The organism is Flavobacterium chuncheonense (assembly GCF_042686145.1).
Taxonomy (GTDB): domain Bacteria; phylum Bacteroidota; class Bacteroidia; order Flavobacteriales; family Flavobacteriaceae; genus Flavobacterium; species Flavobacterium chuncheonense.
In genome coordinates this window covers 134908-155130 of sequence record NZ_JBHUPC010000013.1, presented here as the reverse complement: position 1 = coordinate 155130, position 20223 = coordinate 134908, and the positions used below count along the sequence as shown (strand labels likewise).

General features: G+C 34.2%; 21 protein-coding genes. 11 read left to right on the top strand and 10 right to left on the bottom strand.

Going from position 1 to position 20223, the window contains the following annotated elements; genetic code table 11:
- Positions 1 to 20 precede the first annotated feature (20 nt).
- Both ACFS5J_RS08280 and ACFS5J_RS08275 read right to left on the bottom strand, forming a co-directional pair.
- Positions 21 to 1274 carry an aspartate kinase gene (locus ACFS5J_RS08280; protein WP_379811628.1) on the bottom strand — a complete coding sequence of 418 codons (1254 nt, stop codon included), beginning with the start codon at positions 1272 to 1274 and terminating at the stop codon, positions 21 to 23.
- 1 nt (position 1275) lies between these two features.
- On the bottom strand, positions 1276 to 1755 hold the full coding sequence (locus ACFS5J_RS08275; RefSeq protein ID WP_379811626.1) for a GNAT family N-acetyltransferase: 480 nt from the start codon (positions 1753 to 1755) through the stop codon (positions 1276 to 1278).
- A 125-nt stretch (positions 1756 to 1880) separates the two neighbouring features.
- Between ACFS5J_RS08275 and fbp the strand changes: the two genes are divergently transcribed.
- Positions 1881 to 2885 carry a class 1 fructose-bisphosphatase gene (gene fbp, locus ACFS5J_RS08270; protein WP_379811625.1) on the top strand — a complete coding sequence of 335 codons (1005 nt, stop codon included), beginning with the start codon at positions 1881 to 1883 and terminating at the stop codon, positions 2883 to 2885.
- A 47-nt stretch (positions 2886 to 2932) separates the two neighbouring features.
- Here the strand turns inward: fbp and ACFS5J_RS08265 are convergent, their stop codons facing one another.
- Positions 2933 to 3364: a tellurite resistance TerB family protein gene (locus ACFS5J_RS08265; RefSeq protein WP_379811624.1), complete on the bottom strand. Its 432-nt coding sequence runs from the start codon at positions 3362 to 3364 to the stop codon at positions 2933 to 2935.
- Positions 3365 to 3501: 137 nt separating this feature from the next.
- On the opposite strand from ACFS5J_RS08265, the gene ACFS5J_RS08260 reads away from it, so the two are divergent.
- Genes ACFS5J_RS08260 through ACFS5J_RS08250 form a run of 3 tightly spaced genes read left to right on the top strand, consistent with a single transcriptional unit; the run spans position 3502 to position 6089 of the window.
- Positions 3502 to 4095, top strand: coding sequence for a HupE/UreJ family protein (locus ACFS5J_RS08260; RefSeq protein WP_379811623.1), 594 nt, complete (start codon positions 3502 to 3504; stop codon positions 4093 to 4095).
- 1 nt (position 4096) lies between these two features.
- Positions 4097 to 4522 carry a deoxycytidylate deaminase gene (locus tag ACFS5J_RS08255; RefSeq protein ID WP_379811622.1) on the top strand — a complete coding sequence of 142 codons (426 nt, stop codon included), beginning with the start codon at positions 4097 to 4099 and terminating at the stop codon, positions 4520 to 4522.
- Between the two features lie 4 nt (positions 4523 to 4526).
- Positions 4527 to 6089, top strand: coding sequence for a S41 family peptidase (locus ACFS5J_RS08250; protein ID WP_379811621.1), 1563 nt, complete (start codon positions 4527 to 4529; stop codon positions 6087 to 6089).
- On the opposite strand, the gene ACFS5J_RS08245 is transcribed toward ACFS5J_RS08250, so the two are convergent.
- Genes ACFS5J_RS08245 through ACFS5J_RS08235 form a run of 3 tightly spaced genes read right to left on the bottom strand, consistent with a single transcriptional unit; the run spans position 6086 to position 7482 of the window.
- Complete coding sequence (locus ACFS5J_RS08245; RefSeq protein WP_379811620.1) at positions 6086 to 6697, bottom strand: FAD-dependent oxidoreductase; 612 nt, start codon at positions 6695 to 6697, stop codon at positions 6086 to 6088. The genes ACFS5J_RS08250 and ACFS5J_RS08245 overlap by 4 nt on opposite strands.
- A gap of 4 nt (positions 6698 to 6701) precedes the next feature.
- Entirely contained in the window at positions 6702 to 6899 is a 198-nt protein-coding gene (locus ACFS5J_RS08240; RefSeq protein ID WP_379811619.1) for a hypothetical protein, read from the bottom strand.
- A gap of 10 nt (positions 6900 to 6909) precedes the next feature.
- Positions 6910 to 7482, bottom strand: a complete 573-nt coding sequence (locus tag ACFS5J_RS08235) for a MarC family protein (RefSeq protein ID WP_379811618.1) — start codon at positions 7480 to 7482, stop codon at positions 6910 to 6912.
- 212 nt (positions 7483 to 7694) lie between these two features.
- Here ACFS5J_RS08235 and ACFS5J_RS08230 point away from each other — a divergent pair, with 212 nt between their 5' ends.
- From ACFS5J_RS08230 to dgt, 5 genes are all read left to right on the top strand, one after another.
- A complete protein-coding gene (locus ACFS5J_RS08230; RefSeq protein ID WP_379811617.1) occupies positions 7695 to 8261 on the top strand; it encodes a DUF3109 family protein in 567 nt (188 codons plus the stop codon).
- A 268-nt stretch (positions 8262 to 8529) separates the two neighbouring features.
- The gene (locus tag ACFS5J_RS08225; RefSeq protein ID WP_379811615.1) at positions 8530 to 9507 is read left to right on the top strand and encodes a ribonucleotide-diphosphate reductase subunit beta; all 978 of its coding nucleotides are present in this window, start codon (positions 8530 to 8532) and stop codon (positions 9505 to 9507) included.
- A 222-nt stretch (positions 9508 to 9729) separates the two neighbouring features.
- A complete protein-coding gene (locus ACFS5J_RS08220; RefSeq protein WP_379811613.1) occupies positions 9730 to 12120 on the top strand; it encodes a ribonucleoside-diphosphate reductase subunit alpha in 2391 nt (796 codons plus the stop codon).
- Between the two features lie 110 nt (positions 12121 to 12230).
- Positions 12231 to 12464: a hypothetical protein gene (locus tag ACFS5J_RS08215; protein ID WP_379811612.1), complete on the top strand. Its 234-nt coding sequence runs from the start codon at positions 12231 to 12233 to the stop codon at positions 12462 to 12464.
- A gap of 4 nt (positions 12465 to 12468) precedes the next feature.
- The gene (dgt, locus tag ACFS5J_RS08210) at positions 12469 to 13812 is read left to right on the top strand and encodes a dGTP triphosphohydrolase (protein WP_379812255.1); all 1344 of its coding nucleotides are present in this window, start codon (positions 12469 to 12471) and stop codon (positions 13810 to 13812) included.
- A 30-nt stretch (positions 13813 to 13842) separates the two neighbouring features.
- On the opposite strand, the gene ACFS5J_RS08205 is transcribed toward dgt, so the two are convergent.
- Together ACFS5J_RS08205 and ACFS5J_RS08200 are read right to left on the bottom strand one after the other, a co-directional pair.
- Positions 13843 to 14796 (bottom strand): DUF3078 domain-containing protein, encoded by a 954-nt coding sequence (locus ACFS5J_RS08205; RefSeq protein ID WP_379811611.1) that lies wholly within the window; start codon positions 14794 to 14796, stop codon positions 13843 to 13845.
- A gap of 40 nt (positions 14797 to 14836) precedes the next feature.
- The gene (locus ACFS5J_RS08200; RefSeq protein WP_379811610.1) at positions 14837 to 16594 is read right to left on the bottom strand and encodes a 1-deoxy-D-xylulose-5-phosphate synthase; all 1758 of its coding nucleotides are present in this window, start codon (positions 16592 to 16594) and stop codon (positions 14837 to 14839) included.
- 39 nt (positions 16595 to 16633) lie between these two features.
- Between ACFS5J_RS08200 and ACFS5J_RS08195 the strand changes: the two genes are divergently transcribed.
- Both ACFS5J_RS08195 and ACFS5J_RS08190 read left to right on the top strand, forming a co-directional pair.
- Positions 16634 to 17074 carry a nucleoside deaminase gene (locus ACFS5J_RS08195; RefSeq protein WP_379811609.1) on the top strand — a complete coding sequence of 147 codons (441 nt, stop codon included), beginning with the start codon at positions 16634 to 16636 and terminating at the stop codon, positions 17072 to 17074.
- Between the two features lie 79 nt (positions 17075 to 17153).
- Positions 17154 to 17924, top strand: coding sequence for an SIMPL domain-containing protein (locus tag ACFS5J_RS08190; RefSeq protein ID WP_379811608.1), 771 nt, complete (start codon positions 17154 to 17156; stop codon positions 17922 to 17924).
- Between the two features lie 67 nt (positions 17925 to 17991).
- On the opposite strand, the gene ACFS5J_RS08185 is transcribed toward ACFS5J_RS08190, so the two are convergent.
- Positions 17992 to 19539, bottom strand: a complete 1548-nt coding sequence (locus ACFS5J_RS08185) for an Rne/Rng family ribonuclease (protein WP_379811607.1) — start codon at positions 19537 to 19539, stop codon at positions 17992 to 17994.
- 314 nt (positions 19540 to 19853) lie between these two features.
- Positions 19854 to 20165, bottom strand: a complete 312-nt coding sequence (locus ACFS5J_RS08180; protein ID WP_379812253.1) for an HU family DNA-binding protein — start codon at positions 20163 to 20165, stop codon at positions 19854 to 19856.
- Positions 20166 to 20223 lie beyond the last annotated feature (58 nt).

Here is a 20223-nt window from a genome sequence, read left to right as displayed (position 1 = left end):
GCATTTGCAGGGTTTTTTATTTATTCTTTTGTAATGATTTGAAGTGTTTCTCTCGAAATTTGTTTTAGTAAAACCGTTTTGTTGGTTTCCACTACTTTTATCGAGTTTTCATCGAAATGACGAATGGTATACAATGAAACATTTTCGTTATACGACACTTTGAATTTCTTCGCTAAGATTGATTTTAATTCTCCAAAATTGTTGAATTTGTCTTCAATACAAACCGAGAAACTAATAGCCGTATTTTGAATCAAATTCACTTTCAATTTGTATTGGTGAAATAAAGCAAAAATCTCGCTGATGTGGTCTTCCATAATAAAAGAGAAATCCAATGACGAAAGCGAGAGTAATAATTGGTTTTTCTTAACAATGAAACACGGCGAATGCGGTTCAAGGTCAGCACCTTTTGATACGCTTGTTCCATTCAATAATGGATTAATAAATGATTTTACATACAACGGAATTTCTTTTTTCTGAAGCGGTTGTAATGTTTTTGGGTGAATAACACTCGCGCCGTAGAAAGCCAGTTCAATAGCCTCGCGGTATGAAATTTGGTTCAATAAAATTGCATTTTCAAAATAACGCGGATCGGCATTTAATACCCCAGGGACGTCTTTCCAAATGGTTACACTTTGTGCACCCATACAGTAAGCAAAGATAGCGGCAGTATAATCAGAACCTTCTCTTCCTAAAGTGGTCGTAAAGTTGTTTGGATCAGAACCAATAAAACCTTGTGTAATGTACATGGTGTTTTTGGCAACGTTCTTGGTAATCAATTGTTGTGTTTGATTCCAGTCCACATTGGCATCACGGTAGTTGGTATCGGTTTTAATAAAGTTACGCACATCCAACCAAGTGTTTTTTAAGCCTATTTCATTGAAATAGTGACTTACAATAGTTGTAGAAATAATTTCACCATAGCTGATAACTTGGTCGTACACAAAGTTGTAGTTTGGCGATTTGTTGCTACGGATAAAATATTCCAAATCATCAAAATGACTGTTTATATCGAAAAACACGTCGTGCTCTTCGTTGTCAAATAAGTCAATAAGAATTTGATTGTGGTATTTACGAATTTCTTGTAAAGAAGCGTTTAATTCGTTCGATTTATCGAAATAATTATGGACAACTCCTTCTAATGCATTGGTGGTCTTTCCCATAGCAGAAATAACCAATAACGTTTTATCATGGCCTACTTGTGCTAAAACAGAGGCGACATTTTTTACACCTTCAGCATCTTTAACTGATGCTCCACCAAATTTGAAAACTCTCATTTTATTTGTCTAAACTATTTAAAAATATATCAATTCCTTTCTCATCCATTTGCACAAGGTGCCAATTTTTTAATACTTGCGCACCGCTTTTCTCGTAAAAATTAATAGCATTGGTGTTCCAATCTAGGACATTCCATTCTATGCGTTTTACATTATCGCGTTTTCCTTGTTTGATAACTTCTTTGTACAAAGCAAAACCTGCACCAATACCACGTTTGTCTTCATTCACAATTAAATCCTCGAGGTGAATGGTTTTTCCTTTCCAAGTAGAATAACGGTAATAATAAAGTGCAATGCCCACAATCTCATTTTCTACTTCCGCAACAAAGGTTTGGAATAATGGATTTTCAGAGAAACCGTCGCGTATTAAATCGTCTGCTGTAATTACAACAGCATCAGGCTCTTTTTCAAAAATGGCCAATTCTTGTATCAACTTCAAAACCGAAGGCATATCCTCTGGTGTTCCTTTTCGAATAATCATAATTGTTGTAAAATGAGCGTTATACGTTTGCAAAAGTACATCTAACGGAAACAACTTTCATAAATAATTTATTCATTTCACAAAAAAACCGATATTTGTAGCTGAAAACAACTGCATCATTTGAAATGGAAGAAAAAAACACAACTTTAGGAGAATTTATTATTGAAAACCAAGCTTCTTTTCAATATTCTACTGGAGAATTATCAAGAATTATTAATTCGATTCGTTTAGCCGCAAAAGTGGTTAATTATAAAGTAAATAAAGCTGGACTTGTAGATATCGTTGGCGCAGCTGGAGAACAAAATATTCAAGGAGAAGATCAGCAAAAATTAGATGTGTACGCGAATGAAGTTTTTATTCAAACGCTTATAAATCGTGAAATTGTATGTGGTATTGCTTCTGAAGAAAATGATGATTTCATTACTGTTGCGGGTGCTGATAATGGACACAATAATAAGTATGTGGTGTTAATGGATCCGCTTGATGGATCTTCAAATATTGATGTAAATGTTTCTGTAGGAACAATTTTCTCGGTATTTCGTCGTGTTTCGCCTGTAGGAACTCCTGTAACTACGGAAGACTTTTTACAACCGGGTACAGCGCAAGTGGCTGCAGGGTATGTGATTTATGGTACTTCAACAATGTTGGTTTATACAACAGGTGCTGGGGTTAATGGATTTACTTTGAATCCAGCAATAGGAACATTTTATTTGTCTCATCCAAACATGAAATATTCGGAAGATGGAAAAATATATTCTATCAACGAAGGGAATTATATTCATTTCCCAAAAGGAGTGAAAGATTACTTGAAGTATTGTCAAGCTGAAGAAGGAGATCGTCCGTATACTTCACGTTATATTGGAAGTTTAGTTTCTGATTTCCATAGAAATATGATTAAAGGAGGAATTTATATTTATCCAACAAGTTCAAAAGCGCCAAAAGGTAAATTGCGTTTGTTGTATGAATGTAATCCTATGGCTTTCATTGCTGAACAAGCTGGTGGTAAAGCTACAGATGGTTTTAGTAGAATTATGGAAATAAAACCTACAGAATTACATCAAAGAGTTCCATTTTTCTGTGGAAGTAAAAATATGGTGGAAAAAGCGGAAGAGTTTATGCGCAATGCATAAGGGAAAGAAGATAAGATAAAAAAAGCTCCTAATTTAGGAGCTTTTTTTTATTTGTACATGTTTTTCATTTCGTAGATGAAGGTGTCTAAGTCAACATTTAATACCAATAATGATAAAGCTTTGTCAACAATGTACCCAGCGTTGCTAGGTGTGAAACCTAAAGCTAAAGTAAAACGTGTTAAAATTTGTTTTTGTTTTGGACCTAAAATGTGGTCAGCATAAACCATACGTGCTAAATCGTATAAACGCTCAAGTCTGTGTACGTGAAGTACCGGAGGGTTTACAGGATATTTTGCTGGGTTTTCTAATATTTCTTCATACTCCTCATTTGAAATTTCAAGACGAATAGCTAATTTGTCTAAAAAGTCTTTTTCTTCTGATGTAATTTCGCCATCTGATAATGCAACTCTTACAATTGCAGCAAAATGACCTTTGTTTCTATTTTTAAATTCGTTATCGAATAAATCTGAAAATGACATACTTTCTTTTTTTATGTTATGCAAATATACTTTTATTTCGATTTTTAGAAAATAATTTAAATGCTTTTCTTTTACTACAATTCATTATTTCTAAAATATGTTGTAAGTTTGAGTTTCCCTAAAAAACACTATAAATTATGACGGAATTCTGGTTGTATTTTAAACTTGGTTTGAACCATGTGCTTGATATTCATGCTTATGACCATGTGATGTTTTTAATCGCTCTTTTGATACCTTATGCGTTTAAGGATTGGAAAAAAGTATTTCTACTCGTGTCGCTTTTTACTATAGGACATACTTTGTCGTTATTATTATCAGTGTATGGTATAGTAACGGTGAATCCTACCTTAGTTGAGTTTCTGATTCCGATTACCATTTTGACAACGGCGGTTTTTCATTTGTTTACAGCTGGAAAGTCTGGGAAAAATGAGAGTATCTCCTTTATGGCAATAGTTACGTTGTTTTTTGGCGTTATACATGGCTTAGGCTTTTCTAATTATTTTAAAGCAATTTTGCCAGGAAAAGCCTCTGATAAGTTATTGCCACTATTGGAATTTGCTTTAGGTATTGAAGCAGCGCAATTAGTAGTGGTTTTGGTAGTGTTGATTTTAGCTTATATAGTGCAAACTTTTTTTAGATTTTCAAAAAGAGATTGGGCTTTGGTAATGTCGGCATTTATAATTGGTGTAGTTTTACCAATGCTAATTGAAAGTGAAATTTGGAACAGATAAGATGCCAGAAAAGTTAAGAAAATACGATAAGGCTTATTTGCGAATTGCGAAAGAATGGGGGCAACTTTCTTATTGCAAACGTAAGCAAGTTGGCGCAATAATTGTAAAGGATAGAATGATTATTTCCGATGGTTACAATGGGACACCATCTGGATTTGAAAATTGTTGTGAAGACGAAGATAATTTGACAAAATGGTATGTTTTACATGCTGAAGCTAATGCAATTTCAAAAGTAGCACGTTCTACACAATCATGTGAAAATGCTACGTTATACATCACATTATCGCCTTGTAAAGATTGTTCCAAGTTGATTCATCAATCTGGGATTAAAAGAGTGGTTTTTCATGAGCAATACAAGGATACTGCTGGAATTGATTTTTTAATTCGTGCAGGTGTTGAGGTTGAATTGTTAGAAGATTTGGATTAAGAAAATGAAAATTAATAAGTTATACTTGCCTATTGTTTTTACAGGTGCTATAGCCTTAGGTCTCGTTTTGGGAAGTAAGCTAGGTGGTCCTTCATTTGTTTCCAAAACAGATGGGAAAAGCAAATTAAATGAACTTATTGATTTTATTGACAGAGAATACGTTGATGATGTTAATACGGACTCAATTGTTGATATTACGGTAGATCGTATTTTGGAGAATCTCGATCCACACTCGGTTTATATCAACCAAGAAGATTTAGTTTCGGTTAACGAAAACATGCGCGGCGATTTTGTAGGGATAGGTGTAAATTTTTACATGTACAAAGATTCTGTAGCGGTAATTAAGCCTTTGAAAGATGGGCCTTCAGAAATAGCGGGGATTAAGGCAGGGGATCGTATCTTGTATGCTGATAAATACCAATTGTTTGACAAGAATTTACCGAATGATTCATTGTATCCACATTTAAAAGGTGAAATTGGTTCGGAAGTTAACTTAACGGTTTTCAGAAAAACAGAAGGTAAAAAGTTAAAGATTAAAGTAAAACGTGACGTTGTGCCTATCAAAAGTGTAGATGTTGCTTTTATGGTTTCTGATGATTTGGGTTATATCAAAATAAACCGTTTTGCAGAAACAACTTACGAAGAGTTTCATAGAGCCTTGTTGAAGTTGAAAAGCAATAAGATGAATCGTCTTATTATCGATTTACGAGATAATGGAGGAGGGTACCTAGAAGTTGCAAATGCTATAGCCGATGATTTGTTGAAAGAAGGCGAGTTAATCGTTAAAACTAAAAACAAGCGAGGACGTGAAGATGTTTCCAAAGCAACGGCAGATGGCGATTTTGAAGAAGGTAATGTGTATGTGTTGATAAATGAGAATAGTGCTTCAGCAAGTGAAATTTTAGCGGGTGCAGTACAAGATAATGATAGAGGAACTATTGTTGGTCGACGCTCTTTTGGAAAAGGATTGGTACAGCGAGAAATGCCTTTGGGTGATGGATCCGCGATTCGTTTAACTGTTGCGCGTTACTATACGCCATCTGGAAGATCTATTCAAAAACCTTATGAAGATAAAGGTGAGGCTTATTTTAACGAATTTGAAAAGCGTTTCGAAAGTGGTGAATTGTATGAGGCTGACAGTGTTCATATAGCTGATAGTTTGAAATACAAAACCAAAAAAGGAAGAATTGTTTATGGTGGAGGCGGTATTACTCCTGATGTATTTGTGCCATATGAAGCAAAGCATGGTGAAGAGGGGACTTACATGATTATGCAATCTGGTATTGTGAGTTACTTTGTTTTTGAGCAATTGGATCAAAAAAGAAATTTTTTCAATGGGCTTTCATTATCGGAGTTGAAAAAAGAAGTTTGTGATAAAAATAATTACCTAATGGCTTTTCAAAAGCATATTGCAGATGGAGGTATTATCTTGAATTTTTCAGACAAAGCAAAAATAAAAAAGTATTTATATGCAGAGTTCGTGCGCCAACTTTTTGATGACGAGCATTATTATGAAGTGGTATTGTCGGAAGATAAAATGGTAAAAAAAGTACTTGAACTTAATTAATCTTTATCGACAGCATCGTGTACTTGTGCATGGTTGCCGTCATTCCATAGGGTTAAAATATCACCGGCTACACTCGCACCACTTCCTGTAGCAATGCTCAATTGACTACGATGTCCTGCTAAGGTGCCAATTACATATAAGCCTCCGGTAACCAGATGGTCATTATTCTGTAGTTGAATTCTATTTTTTTGAGGTAATGCTTTTTGGTGTGGCATCACAAAAGGTTCGAGTCCTTCAATCGTTAATGGATTTCCAGAGCCAATTCCAATAATAGCAATTTTTGTAGTATAGGTGTTTTTGTTGGTTACAACTTCAAAGTAATTTTCAAGTTTGTTAATGCTTAGTACTTTTTCGTTTTTAATTTGTAAAACATGCGGGTATAAGGTAGCTAAATGCGTTTTGCTTTCTGTTAATAACTCACTACCCAATTTACCAGGAGTAATTCCGTATGCGTTGTTGTAAATTCCGTTTTGTAATGATGATGCTTTTTGGTGTGCGATTATTCCGATTTTCTTTTCGGAAGCAAAAGGTTTTTTGTACGCTGATCCAAGGACAAGCGCACACGACATACTTGAAGCACCACCGCCAATAATTAAAGCATCAAACATAAGTCTACTTTTTTGTTTTTTCCTCAATAATTTTTGACATTCTAAAGACCAAGGTCAAAACAATTGCGCAAAAGCCGGAAACTATTCCTATTAATGCAATAGTACTATTTCCTTCAAAAGGTTGGTTGAAATCAACTTGCGTAATGTTGAAAACGATTAATCCGATGGCAATTGCAATAATAATATAACTAAAAATTTTCATTCCTTATTTTTTAAATAAATAATCCTTTAACATTGGTGGCGAATAATTTTACTGCGATTGCCAATAAAATTACGCCAAAAATTTTACGAATAATGCCTAGTCCGTTGGCTCCTAATGCTTTTTCAATTTTCCCTGAAGCTTTCAAAACGGCATAAACTACAATCACATTAATAATGATAGCTACAATTATGTTGGCTATTTCATATTCTGCGCGAAGTGATAAGATGGTTGTCATAGTTCCTGCTCCAGCAATTAATGGGAAAGCGATAGGAACAATTGAAGCAGTTGTTGGGTTGTCTTCTTTGTACAAACGTATTCCTAATATCATTTCAAGTGCTAGGAAAAACAATACAAACGAACCTGCAACAGCAAAAGAGTTTACATCAATGCCTATCAATTTTAAGATTTCTTCACCCACAAATAAAAAGGCTATCATGATACATGCGGCAACAATTGTTGCTTTTTCCGATTGTATGTGGCCTACTTTACTTCTTAAATCTACAATTATAGGAATACTGCCTACTATATCAATTACAGCAAACAAAACCATGCTGATGGTCAAAATCTCTTTCCAGTCAAACATCTGTAAAATTTTATGCAAATATACTTATTCCTTGATAAGTCTGTTTTTTATTTAACGTTCCCTTAGATTTTTAATTTGAAAGATACTTCTGGTTATTTTATTTAAAGTACGCTTTAATCGCTACTGAAATCTTAGTTCTTGTTTATTTAGGGTGTTGTTGGATGATTTCTATTTTAAAAAATGAGTATCTTTGCACTTTAAAGAACACATATATGTTTCAGCTTGATAAAACCATAATTTCTGAGGAAATTTTAGAGAAAGAGTTTGTTTGTAACTTGAATGCATGTCATGGAGCGTGTTGTGTGGATGGTGATGCTGGTGCACCTTTGGATGAAGAAGAGACAAGGATTTTAGCTGAAATTTTCCCAAAGGTGAAACCTTTTTTAAGGCCTGAAGGAATCGCGGCTATTGAAGCGCAAGGTACGCATGTGGTTTCAGATTTTGGAGAATTGGAAACTCCTCTTATTGATGGGAAGGATTGTGCTTATGTGATTTTTGATGGCAAAACGGCACTTTGTGGAATCGAGCAGGCCTATAATCAAGGTTTGGTGAGCTGGAAAAAGCCTGTGTCGTGTCATTTATACCCTATACGTGTAAAAGAATATTCAGATTTTGCAGCAGTAAATTATCACAAATGGCATATTTGTACAGATGCTTGTGCTTTAGGTGAAGAATTGGGTGTTCCAGTTTATCAATTTGTAAAAGAAGCACTAATTCGTAAATTCGGTCAACAATGGTTTGATGAATTGGATAGAGTAGCTCAAGATTTAAAAAAATAACTCCATAAAATTTTAGGTCAAAAACAACGGTTAGTGAATGTGTTTGCTGCTATTCACGCAGATTTTGCTGCTCTTTTGTTTGGATTTAATGTATTGGTTTTCAGTATATTGTGATTTCAAGGAATAGTAGGAAAATTTGTATTCGTTGTTAAAAACTTGGCCAAATTGTGAATAAGTTTGACTTTCATTTTTCATTTCAAATGACAAACTTTGTAATCAGGAATCAAGAATATATTTCAAATAGTAATACAATAAAAATCAAATAAGTATGTCAGTAGTCGAGCCAATATTGCAAGAAAACAAAGACCGTTTTGTAATTTTTCCAATCAAACATCATGATATTTGGGAATGGTACAAGAAAATGGAGGCTAGTTTTTGGACTGCTGAAGAAATTGATTTGCATCAAGATGTTACCGATTGGAACACAAAGTTAAATGACGATGAAAAATATTTTATCAAACATATTTTAGCTTTTTTTGCTGCTTCAGATGGTATTGTAAATGAAAACTTAGCGGAAAACTTTGTTAACGAAGTGCAATATGCCGAGGCAAAATTTTTCTATGGTTTCCAAATTATGATGGAAAACATTCATAGTGAAACGTATTCGTTATTAATTGATACTTATGTTAAGGACGAAAACGAAAAGAATAAATTGTTTCATGCAATTGAAGTTTTTCCAGCAATTAAGAAAAAAGCAGAATGGGCATTAAAATGGATTGAATCTGATTCTTTTGCAGAGCGTTTAATTGCGTTTGCTGCTGTAGAGGGAATCTTCTTTTCAGGTGCATTTTGTTCTATTTTCTGGTTGAAAAAGCGTGGTTTAATGCCAGGTTTGACTTTTTCAAATGAATTGATTTCTCGTGATGAAGGTGTACACTGTGATTTTGCAGTGCATTTACACAACAATCATCTTGTAAATAAAGTCCCTAAATCAAGAATTAAAGACATCATTATTGATGCGCTAAACATCGAAAGAGAGTTTGTAACGGAGTCGCTTCCAGTGAGTTTAATTGGAATGAATGCAAAGTTAATGACGGAGTATTTAGAGTTTGTAACCGATAGATTATTGGTAGAATTAGGATGCGAAAAGGTGTATAATTCATCTAATCCTTTTGATTTTATGGATATGATATCGCTTCAAGGAAAAACTAATTTCTTTGAAAAACGCGTTTCTGAATATCAAAAAGCCGGTGTTTTGAACAACGATACTGATGCAAACAAAATTAGTTTTGACGCTGATTTTTAATAACCTAAAAGTATTTTGTTTTAAAATTAGAAGCATTTAGTTTCAATTTTACTATTTTAATAATGTGCTACATGTGTTTCGTGACATCGAATGATATTAATTGTTCAGGTGTTTTTATGCGAGGCAAAATGTATGTGCAGTGAAATAGGTTGTTATTCCTCTAAAGAGCTAGGAAGTAAAAAAAGGGGCTCTGTTAATTAACCAAAAATAAGTAGTTGTAATATGAATGTAGTAAAAAGAGACGGTAGAAGAGAACCGGTAATGTTTGATAAAATTACCGACAGAATTAGATTTTTATGCTATGAATTGAACGAATTGGTTGATCCGGTTAAGGTTGCCATGCGTGTAATTGAAGGTTTGTATGATGGGGTTACAACTTCTGAATTGGATAATTTAGCGGCCGAAACCGCTGCCTCAATGACAGTTACACACCCAGATTATGCACAATTAGCAGCACGTATTGCAGTTTCAAACTTGCATAAAAATACTAAGAAATCGTTCTCAGAAACCATGACGGACTTGTATCAATATGTGAATCCAAGAACGGGACAAGATGCACCTATGATTTCTGATGAGGTATACCAAGTGATGATGGATAATGCAGAACGTTTGGATTCTACTATCATTTACAACCGTGATTTCAACTACGATTACTTTGGGTTTAAAACATTAGAACGTTCGTATTTATTAAAGATAAACGGTAAGATTGCCGAGCGCCCACAACATATGTTGATGCGTGTTTCTGTAGGGATTCATCTTAACGATATCGATTCTGCAATTGAAACGTATGAATTAATGTCGAAGAAATTCTTTACGCATGCAACACCTACATTGTTCAACGCAGGTACACCAAAACCACAAATGTCTTCTTGTTTCTTGTTAACAATGCAAGATGATAGTATTGATGGAATTTACGATACGTTAAAGCAAACAGCTAAAATTTCGCAATCTGCAGGAGGAATTGGTTTATCTATTCATAATGTAAGAGCTACAGGTTCTTATATTCGTGGAACAAACGGGACTTCAAATGGAATTGTGCCAATGTTACGTGTGTTCAATGATACGGCACGTTATGTAGATCAAGGTGGAGGAAAGCGTAAAGGTAGTTTTGCTATCTATATTGAACCTTGGCATGCAGATATCTTTGATTTCTTGGATTTGAAGAAAAACCATGGAAAAGAAGAAATGCGCGCGCGTGATTTATTCTTCGCAATGTGGATGTGTGATTTGTTTATGAAGCGTGTAGAGGAAGATTCTACTTGGACGTTAATGTGTCCAAATGAATGTCCTGGTTTGTATGACGTATATGGTGAAGAGTTTGAAACTTTATATACTTCGTATGAAGCAGCAGGAAAAGGAAGAAAGACCATCAAGGCACGTGAGCTTTGGGAAAAAATATTAGAATCGCAAATCGAGACTGGTACGCCTTATATGTTGTACAAAGATGCGGCGAATAGAAAATCAAATCAAAAGAATTTAGGTACAATTCGTTCATCGAATTTATGTACTGAAATTTTAGAATATACATCGGAAGATGAAATTGCAGTTTGTAACTTGGCGTCTATTTCATTGCCTATGTTTGTAGAAGACGGGAAATTCAATCACCAATTTTTATTCGATGTAACAAAGCGAATTACGCGTAACTTGAATAAGGTAATTGATAGAAATTACTATCCTGTTAAAGAAGCTGAAAACTCAAATCTTCGTCACCGTCCAGTTGGATTAGGAGTGCAAGGTTTAGCAGATGCTTTCATTTTATTGCGTTTGCCTTTTACAAGTGACGAAGCAAAACAATTGAATCAAGAGATTTTTGAGACGATTTATTTTGCAGCAGTTACAGCTTCTATGGAATTAGCAAAAGAAGAAGGTCCATATTCTACATTTGAAGGTTCTCCAATTTCACAAGGGGAGTTCCAATACAACATGTGGGGATTAAACGATTCAGATTTATCAGGAAGATGGGATTGGGCTTCACTTCGTAAAGAAGTGATGGAAAATGGTGTGCGTAACTCATTATTATTAGCACCTATGCCTACAGCTTCAACTTCTCAAATTCTTGGAAATAACGAAGCATTTGAGCCTTATACTTCAAATATTTACACACGTCGTGTATTGTCAGGTGAGTTTATTGTAGTAAACAAACACTTGTTACACGATTTGGTAGCTTTAGGTCTTTGGAATGATGGTTTGAAACAAGAAATCATGCGTAATAATGGTTCTATTCAAAATATCGATGTGATTCCTCAAGACATTAAAGAATTATACAAAACAGTTTGGGAGTTGAGTATGAAAGATATTATTGATATGTCACGTCAACGTGGATATTTCATTGATCAATCGCAATCATTGAACTTGTTTATGGAAGGTGCTACTATGGCAAAATTAACGTCAATGCACTTCTATGCTTGGAAATCTGGATTAAAAACAGGAATGTATTATTTACGAACGAAATCAGCAGTAGATGCTATTAAGTTTACTTTAAGTAACGATAAAAAAGCACAACCAGTTCCAGTAGCGGTAGAAACACAGGAAATGTCAGAAGATGAGTTTAAAGCCATGTTAGCACGTGCTAAAGCAGCTGGGCCAGACGACTGTGAAATGTGTGGTTCTTAATCTAAAATAAAGAAAATTAATATTTAAAACAGCCGTCATCAGATGGCTGTTTTTGTTTATAGTAATATTACCCAGCATTTCGTACATTTGGGAAAACAAATAGAAAAAGCATGTCGAGAGCAAATAAAGGGGTTTATACTGGTATTATTGAGAAAGATGAAAAAGGGAATTATTTCTGTGGCGAATACTTATTGGATTATAAATACACCGAAGCCAAATTTAAAATAGGCGATGAAATTACTATTAAATCGGTAATAGAAAATCCAAGTGATATTAGTTATGGAGTATATCCTAAAAAGTCACGAGATTTCTTTTTAGCCAACGATAAACCTGAGTACAAATAGAATGATGAAGTGGGAAGAATTGATGTCGCTTAAACGTCAAGGTGATACAAGCAAGCGATTACGTAAAGAACAAGACGATACCCGATTGGGTTTTGAAGTCGATTATGATCGTATTATTTTTTCTTCGGCATTTAGAGGGTTGCAAGATAAAACCCAAGTAATTCCATTGTCGAAAACCGACTTTGTGCATACGCGTTTAACGCACAGTTTAGAAGTTTCTGTTGTGGGACGTTCGCTCGGACGTTTGGTAGGAAAACAAATTTTAGAAAAATATCCGTATTTAACTGAGATTCACGGTTACCACATGAATGATTTTGGTGCTGTAGTTGCGGCAGCAGCTTTATCGCACGACATTGGAAATCCCCCTTTTGGGCACTCGGGAGAAAAAGCGATTGGCGAGTATTTTAAGACCGGAAACGGACAGCGTTTTAAAGCAGCGCTTTCAGATAAAGAATGGCAAGATTTTATTGATTTTGAAGGTAATGCCAATGGATTTTCAGTTTTAGCTTCCGACAGAGAAGGAGTAGAAGGTGGATTGCGCATTTCGTATGCAACTTTGGGAGCATTTATGAAATACCCAAAAGAGAGTTTGCCTAAAAAACCAACATCCAAAATATGCGATAAGAAATATGGTTTTTTTCAGCAGGACAAAGCTTTTTTTGAAGATGTAGCCAAAGAAGTTGGACTAATTGCTAATAAATCGGTAGGCGATATTGGTTTTGAGCGCCATCCTTTAGCGTATTTAGTTGAGGCAGCCGATGATATTTGTTATACAATTATCGATTTTGAAGATGGTATCAATTTGGGTTTAATACAAGAAGAATTTGCTTTGGAGTATTTAATCAAATTGGTAAAAAAAGGAATTGATCCTAAAAAATACAATGAGTTAACTACTAAGGAAGATCGTATTAGTTATTTACGAGCTTTGGCTATTGGTAGTTTGATAGGTGATGCTGTTAAAGTATTCATGGAAAATGAGGAAGCTATCCTGAATGGCAATTTTCCATTTTCTTTGATGGACAAGTCACAATACAAAGCACAAATGGAAGACATTATTCAAATAAGTATTAAAAATGTTTACCAAAGCAAAGAGGTTATTGAGAAAGAAGTGGTAGGCTATCAGGTTATCAATACACTATTGGATAAGTTTTGTACGGCGTATATTAATAAAACCAATGGTATAGCATCTAATTATGATAATTTGATGTTAAAGTTACTCCCTGAGCGTTTCCAGGTGATAAAAGACGATACTATGTATCATAAATTGTTACATATTTGTCATTTTGTTTCGCTTTTAACAGACGGGAAAGCCCTTCAACTATTTGATACTATAAATGGTAAGAAATAAAAAAGGAGGTTGTAATAACCTCCTTTTTTATTAAAATGTGTATACAGCACCGATTCCTAAAATTTGTTTTAATTGTATTTTTGGTCCTACAGTTATTTGCTCACCATTAACATCTTTCTTCGCTTTAATGTCGTCGTCATAAAGCAATGCAGTCCCTATGTTGGCTTTTACAAACTCGTTTACGGTCATTTCCAATTGCATTTGCCAGTCAATATCGATATTGCCAAATTTATTTAAATAATCGCTATACAAACTAATGCGGTTTTCGAATTCAATATTTTTAAGGATTTCTTTTTCCCATTGACTGGTAACCAAGACACCCACTTCAGTTTTAGTCTTTTTTCCTCTACGAATCATATTGCCATCAATGTCATAAACAGCGGCTTCAACACCATAAGAGCCTGAATTAGCTAACCTGCTGTCCAAAACAAAAGTGGTTTTTTGTGTAAGAGGCGATAAGTAAACTTTTAGCTTGTGTTCTTTATTGTCGTATTCCGCACCAACCCCAAAAAAGGTGTAGGCGGGAGCAAAAGGTTTTGAAATGGCAACATCCGTATTCGGATAAGAATAACCGTTGTAAAACTGAGTATTGAAGTTAAACTTACCACCAAAGTACCATTTTGATATGGTGTCTCTTCGAAAACCAAAAGTAGAGTTTAGCTGTATTTGATCGTCAGTTTTTCGTAACTCTTGACCATCTTGTTTATTTAAACCATAGCGTAGAATAAGTTCGGTATTCCACATAGTATTTTTTCGTTCATATGTTCGAATGAAATTTCCTTTTGCTAAACCCGATATTGAATTATTTCCACCGGCATTCCAATTGACAAATGAAATTTGAGAAATATCTAATCCTACTTTATTCTTTTTAGTCCAATATGAAATGGTGTCAGGTAAGGTAGTTCTAATTATATTTTGAGAAAACGATACTGCTGTTACAAATAAGAAAATAAGGGTTAGAGACAAATGCTGTATCCTGTTCATTTTTACTGTTTTGGTTAATTTGCTGCAAAAGTCATTAATTTCAATAACTTGAAAAAAATTTTATTAAACTATTAACGTCCAGACCACAAAATTGTTGCTGTTCTTCAACAGTTGCATGTTCAATAAATTCATCTGGAATACCTAGATTGGTAATTTTTCTTGTTGTAATGTTTTTTGCAATAATAGTACCAAAACCTCCAATTAAACAACCATCTTCAATAGTAATAATGGAATCATGATTATTCTCTATTTCTTCTATGGCTGATTTGTTAATTGGTTTTATAAATGGGAAATGATAATGAGAAAATAATTCCTTGTTTTCAATTTGAGTTAAAGCTTTAGTAACATTATTTTCAATTGTCCCAGTAGATAAAATAGCGACTTTGGATCCTTTTTTTAGTTGTTTTATTTCTCCAATTGTAATGTTTTCAAAAGGTTGTTGCCAATTTACCATTTCGCCTCTTCCTCTTGGATAACGAATGGCAATAGGATGTTCTAGTCCATTTTGTGCTGTGAACATAATATTGCGCAGTTCAACTTCATTACAAGGAGCTGCAATAATCATATTTGGAATGCAGCTTAAAAATGCTATGTCATATACACCATGATGAGTAGCGCCATCTTCACCCACTAATCCTGCTCGGTCTAAACAAAATATTACGGGTAAATCCTGTAAAGCCACATCGTGGATAACTTGGTCGTAAGCACGTTGTAAAAAAGTAGAATAAATATTGCAAAAAACTACCATTCCTTGTGTAGCCATTCCGGCAGCTAAGGTAACGGCATGTTGCTCTGCAATTCCTACATCAAAAGCTCTTTCTGGAAAAGCTTCCATCATAAATTTCATAGAACTACCAGTAGGCATTGCTGGAGTAATCCCAATGATTTTGGGATTTTCTTTAGCTAATTCTACTAGTGTGTGTCCGAAAACGTCCTGAAATTTAGGCGGTAGGTTATCTTCATTTTTTTTGTGAATTTTTCCAGTTTTCGCTTCAAATTTTCCAGGGGCATGGTATTTTACTTGGTCTTCTTCAGCCAATTGTAAACCTTTACCTTTGGTTGTGATAACATGTAAAAACTTCGGACCTTTTATTTTTTGTAAACGTTGTAATTCTGAAATTAATTTTGGTAAATCATGACCGTCAATAGGACCAGTGTAGTCAAAATTCAACGATTTAATAATATTGTTTTGTTTTGGGTTTTTACCGTCTTTTACAGCTGTGAGATAGTCTTTCAAAGCACCAACACTCGGGTCGATACCAATTGCATTGTCATTTAGAATAACTAATAAATTTGCATTAGTAACACCAGCATGATTCAAACCTTCAAAAGCCATTCCACTAGCAATTGAGGCGTCTCCTATAACAGCGATGTGTTGTTTTGTTGTGTCTCCTTTCAGATTGGAAGCAATAGCCATTCCTAATGCAGCTGAAATAGAAGTAGAGGAATGTCCTACACCGAAAGTGTCGTAGATGCTTTCACTTCTTTTTGGAAAACCTGAAATGCCATTTTTTTCTCTATTAGTGTGAAAATTTGTTCTTCTTTCCGTTAAAATTTTATGTCCATACGCTTGATGACCAACATCCCAGACTAGTAGATCATCAGGTGTGTTAAAAACATAATGTAATGCAACTGTAAGTTCAACAACTCCTAAACTGGCGCCTAAATGGCCTCCTTTTTGCGAAACAACATCAATAATGAAGTTGCGTAATTCATTGGCAACTTGTGGAAGTTGATCAGGAGTGAGTTTCCTTAAATCATAAGGCGTTGTTATATCGGAAAGTAAATTTTCTTTCATCTTACAAAAGTAAGAATTGGAAATCGTATTTTTGTGCTTATGGAAAATATTTTCACCGACGAATACTTTATGAAAAAAGCACTTCAAGAGGCAGAAATGGCTTTTGATAAAGGCGAAATTCCTGTAGGTGCTATCGTTGTTATCGATAATAAAGTAATTGCTAGAAGTCATAATTTAACGGAGTTATTAAACGATGTAACGGCGCATGCTGAAATGCAAGCCATAACGAGTGCCGCAAATTTCTTAGGAGGAAAATATTTGAAAGATTGTACGCTTTACGTGACTTTAGAACCTTGTCAAATGTGCGCAGGAGCTTTATATTGGAGTCAGATTACGAAAATAGTTTATGGAGCGTCTGACGAAAATAGAGGTTTTTCAAAATTAGGGACACAACTACATCCTAAAACCAAAGTGGTCTCTGGGGTTTTAGAAAATGAATGCGCCATATTGATGCGTGCTTTTTTTAGAACCAAAAGATAATTTTTTTGTAAGTTTTTCTTTAAGTAAATATTCTTATCTTTAAAGAGTTAGATTTATTTATTCTTTAAAAAAGATTATTATGACTAAAATATCGGATAAAATTAAAACTAGTTTTATTGTTGGTTTTGCAATAATTGTTTCTGCATGGCTTTTGGGTACAGCATTTAAAAATAGAAATGAACATTTAGATTCAATTTCAGTAGTCGGTTTGGGGACAAAGGATTTTGTGTCGGATGAAATTTTATGGTCGGCTAGTTTTACAACGAAAAATGTGGAGATAAAGGAGGCATACAGTAAAATGATTTCAGATCAGAAAGTTGTAAAAGATTTTTTTGTGAGTAAGGGGTTTAAGGAGAGTGAATTTACGTTTGGAGCTGTTAAGTTTCAAAAAAGGTTTCGAGAAATTAGACAAGAAAATGCTGAAAATCCTTATAATGTAAAATATGAGCAAGTTTTTGATGGTTATGAAGCTTCCCAAACGATAATTTTTACTGCAAAGAAGAATCCGGAGTTAATGAGGAAAATTGAAAATGTGTCTAGTAAAACGTCTGAACTTATTAATTCAGGTATTGAATTAAATTCGAATGCTATTCAATATACTTATTCTGATTTACCAAGTTTAAAGCAGAGTTTGATTGAGAGTGCTACGCAAGATGCTAAAGAAAGAGCTGTAAAGATTGTTACAACGGGTAGTGGTGACTTAGGGAAGTTAAAGAATGCTTCAATGGGAGTTTTTCAAATTACAGGTCAAGGTTCAACAGAAGATTATAGTTATGGTGGGATTTATGACACTTATAGTAAGAATAAAACTGCTAGGATAACGGTTCGACTAGAATATGAGTTGGATTAGTTTTTGTCAATAAAAAAAACCGCTATTCTCTCGAGTAGCGGTTTTTTGTTTTTAATTGAATTTTCAATTATAATTTAATCTCATTTCCTTCTTTGTCAAAGAAATGGTATTCAAGATACGTGTAAGCGTCACGAGGTATGATTTTCACCCATTTTTTATGTTCAAAAAACCATTTTGAACGTGTTGATGGAAAACCTTTAGTTAGGTATGCTGCCACAAATGGATGTGCATTTAATACAATCTTTTTGTGGTCTTTTATAATTCTTTCAAGGTCAGATGCAATCTTATCAATAATTAAAATCGGAGCTTCAATCTCTCCGTTTTCATTCGGATCTTCTTCTCTCGTTTTAATATTGACTTCTGGTCTAACTCTTTGTCTAGTAATTTGAATTAATCCAAATTTACTAGGAGGCAAGATTTTGTGCTTGGCCTTATCGTCACTCATTTCTTCTCTTAAGAAGTCGTAAAGCTCTTTTCGGTGTTCGGCATTTTGCATATCGATAAAATCGACTACAATAATACCTCCCATGTCTCTTAGTCGTAGCTGTCTTGCAATTTCTGCTGCTGCAATTAAGTTTACTTCTAAGGCTGTTCCTTCTTGAGTTTGCGCTTTATTTGAACGGTTACCACTGTTTACATCAATTACGTGCAAAGCTTCAGTGTGTTCTATAATTAAATACGCTCCTTTGCTCATGGAAACGGTTTTCCCAAAAGAAGTTTTAATTTGTCTTTCGATGTGATATTTCTCAAATAGAGGTAATTCTTTCGATTGATAGTGTTTGACGATAGACACTTTATCCGGAGCTATTTCTTGCAAATAGTCCTTCGTTTGTAAATACAATTCTTCATCGTCAACCATAATACTGGTGAAAGAATCGTTGAAAACATCTCTTAAAATAGAAGATGCTTTGTTCAATTCGCCCAATACTTTGGAGGGATGATGTGCTGTTTGTAGCCTTTTACACATGGCTGACCAACGGTCAAGTAATGTTTGTAAATCTTTATCAAGTTCAGCTACTTTTTTGCCTTCGGCTACTGTACGAACAATAACCCCAAAACCTTTTGGTTTAATAGACATTACCAATCGCTTTAGTCGGTCTTTTTCTTCTTTAGATTCGATTTTTTGTGAAACCGAAACCCTGTCTGAAAAAGGAACTAATACCACATATCGACCTGCTAAAGAGATTTCCGAACTAATTCGGGGTCCCTTTGTTGATATGGGTTCTTTAACGATTTGTACAAGTAAGGATTGATTGGCGCTTAAAATATCGCTAATCGCTCCATCCTTGTTAATCTCTGGTTCAAAAGGAAAATTTTTGAGTGAATAATCTTTTAATTTACCTGCGCTTACAAGTTTAATAAATTTCATTAAAGAGGAAAGATTGGGGCCTAAATCATGATAATGCAAAAATGCATCTTTTTCATAACCTACATTTACAAAGGCCGCATTTAGTCCGGCAACAGGCTTTCTAATTTTGGCAATAAAAATATCGCCAACACTAAAATTGTTGCCTTCTTTTTCTTCTTCTTTATGTAATTCGATTAGTTTTCCATCTTTTAATAAGGCAAAATCTACAGCTTCTGAACCTGAACGAATAATTAATTCTTTGTTCATGCGGTACATTTTTATCCATACTTTAAAAATTCTAAGTCTAACTGCTAAAAAAATGAGAAGTTTTAGGAGACTTTAAATTTTACAGGTATAGATGGATTAAACATTAATTTTTTACAGGTATTTTACCCGAAAATCAGTATTAAACTGATTCATTTCAAAGAACTTTAAAAAAAAGAAAAGTAGTTTAAAACTACTTTTTCTTTTTGTGACGGTTAGCTCTCGCTCTTTTTTTACGTTTGTGAGTTGCTACCTTATGTCTTTTTCTCTTTTTACCACTTGGCATAACGTTGTTGGTTTAGATTAATAAATTATTTTTATACTGTAACTTCTGTTTTCGTTTTTACACTTTCTACAAAAACTTTTGCAGGTTTAAATGCAGGAATGTTGTGAGCAGGAATCTTAATAGTTGTATTCTTTGAGATGTTTCTTCCAGTCTTTTCAGCTCTAGTTTTAATGATAAAACTACCAAAACCTCTTAGGTAAACATTGTCTCCTGTTTCAAGAGAGTTTTTTACTTCTTCCATAAAAGACTCTACAGTCGCTTGAACGTCAGTTTTTTCAAGACCCAATTTTTCAGAAATTTTCGCTACGATATCTGCTTTCGTCATTTTCTTTCGTATTAATATTTTGTGTACTTTTTTTGAGTGTGCAAATATACAAATTAAAAAAACAATTAATCAACCT

What these genes read in the sequence shown, in the direction of transcription:
- ACFS5J_RS08280 (WP_379811628.1), bottom strand. Translation starts at nt 1,274, where the DNA reads ATGAGAGTTTTCAAATTTGGTGGAGCATCAGTTAAAGATGCTGAAGGT.
- ACFS5J_RS08275 (WP_379811626.1), bottom strand. Translation starts at nt 1,755, where the DNA reads ATGATTATTCGAAAAGGAACACCAGAGGATATGCCTTCGGTTTTGAAG.
- fbp (WP_379811625.1), top strand. Translation starts at nt 1,881, where the DNA reads ATGGAAGAAAAAAACACAACTTTAGGAGAATTTATTATTGAAAACCAA.
- ACFS5J_RS08265 (WP_379811624.1), bottom strand. Translation starts at nt 3,364, where the DNA reads ATGTCATTTTCAGATTTATTCGATAACGAATTTAAAAATAGAAACAAA.
- ACFS5J_RS08260 (WP_379811623.1), top strand. Translation starts at nt 3,502, where the DNA reads ATGACGGAATTCTGGTTGTATTTTAAACTTGGTTTGAACCATGTGCTT.
- ACFS5J_RS08255 (WP_379811622.1), top strand. Translation starts at nt 4,097, where the DNA reads ATGCCAGAAAAGTTAAGAAAATACGATAAGGCTTATTTGCGAATTGCG.
- ACFS5J_RS08250 (WP_379811621.1), top strand. Translation starts at nt 4,527, where the DNA reads ATGAAAATTAATAAGTTATACTTGCCTATTGTTTTTACAGGTGCTATA.
- ACFS5J_RS08245 (WP_379811620.1), bottom strand. Translation starts at nt 6,697, where the DNA reads ATGTTTGATGCTTTAATTATTGGCGGTGGTGCTTCAAGTATGTCGTGT.
- ACFS5J_RS08240 (WP_379811619.1), bottom strand. Translation starts at nt 6,899, where the DNA reads ATGAAAATTTTTAGTTATATTATTATTGCAATTGCCATCGGATTAATC.
- ACFS5J_RS08235 (WP_379811618.1), bottom strand. Translation starts at nt 7,482, where the DNA reads ATGTTTGACTGGAAAGAGATTTTGACCATCAGCATGGTTTTGTTTGCT.
- ACFS5J_RS08230 (WP_379811617.1), top strand. Translation starts at nt 7,695, where the DNA reads ATGTTTCAGCTTGATAAAACCATAATTTCTGAGGAAATTTTAGAGAAA.
- ACFS5J_RS08225 (WP_379811615.1), top strand. Translation starts at nt 8,530, where the DNA reads ATGTCAGTAGTCGAGCCAATATTGCAAGAAAACAAAGACCGTTTTGTA.
- ACFS5J_RS08220 (WP_379811613.1), top strand. Translation starts at nt 9,730, where the DNA reads ATGAATGTAGTAAAAAGAGACGGTAGAAGAGAACCGGTAATGTTTGAT.
- ACFS5J_RS08215 (WP_379811612.1), top strand. Translation starts at nt 12,231, where the DNA reads ATGTCGAGAGCAAATAAAGGGGTTTATACTGGTATTATTGAGAAAGAT.
- dgt (WP_379812255.1), top strand. Translation starts at nt 12,469, where the DNA reads ATGAAGTGGGAAGAATTGATGTCGCTTAAACGTCAAGGTGATACAAGC.
- ACFS5J_RS08205 (WP_379811611.1), bottom strand. Translation starts at nt 14,796, where the DNA reads ATGAACAGGATACAGCATTTGTCTCTAACCCTTATTTTCTTATTTGTA.
- ACFS5J_RS08200 (WP_379811610.1), bottom strand. Translation starts at nt 16,594, where the DNA reads ATGAAAGAAAATTTACTTTCCGATATAACAACGCCTTATGATTTAAGG.
- ACFS5J_RS08195 (WP_379811609.1), top strand. Translation starts at nt 16,634, where the DNA reads ATGGAAAATATTTTCACCGACGAATACTTTATGAAAAAAGCACTTCAA.
- ACFS5J_RS08190 (WP_379811608.1), top strand. Translation starts at nt 17,154, where the DNA reads ATGACTAAAATATCGGATAAAATTAAAACTAGTTTTATTGTTGGTTTT.
- ACFS5J_RS08185 (WP_379811607.1), bottom strand. Translation starts at nt 19,539, where the DNA reads ATGAACAAAGAATTAATTATTCGTTCAGGTTCAGAAGCTGTAGATTTT.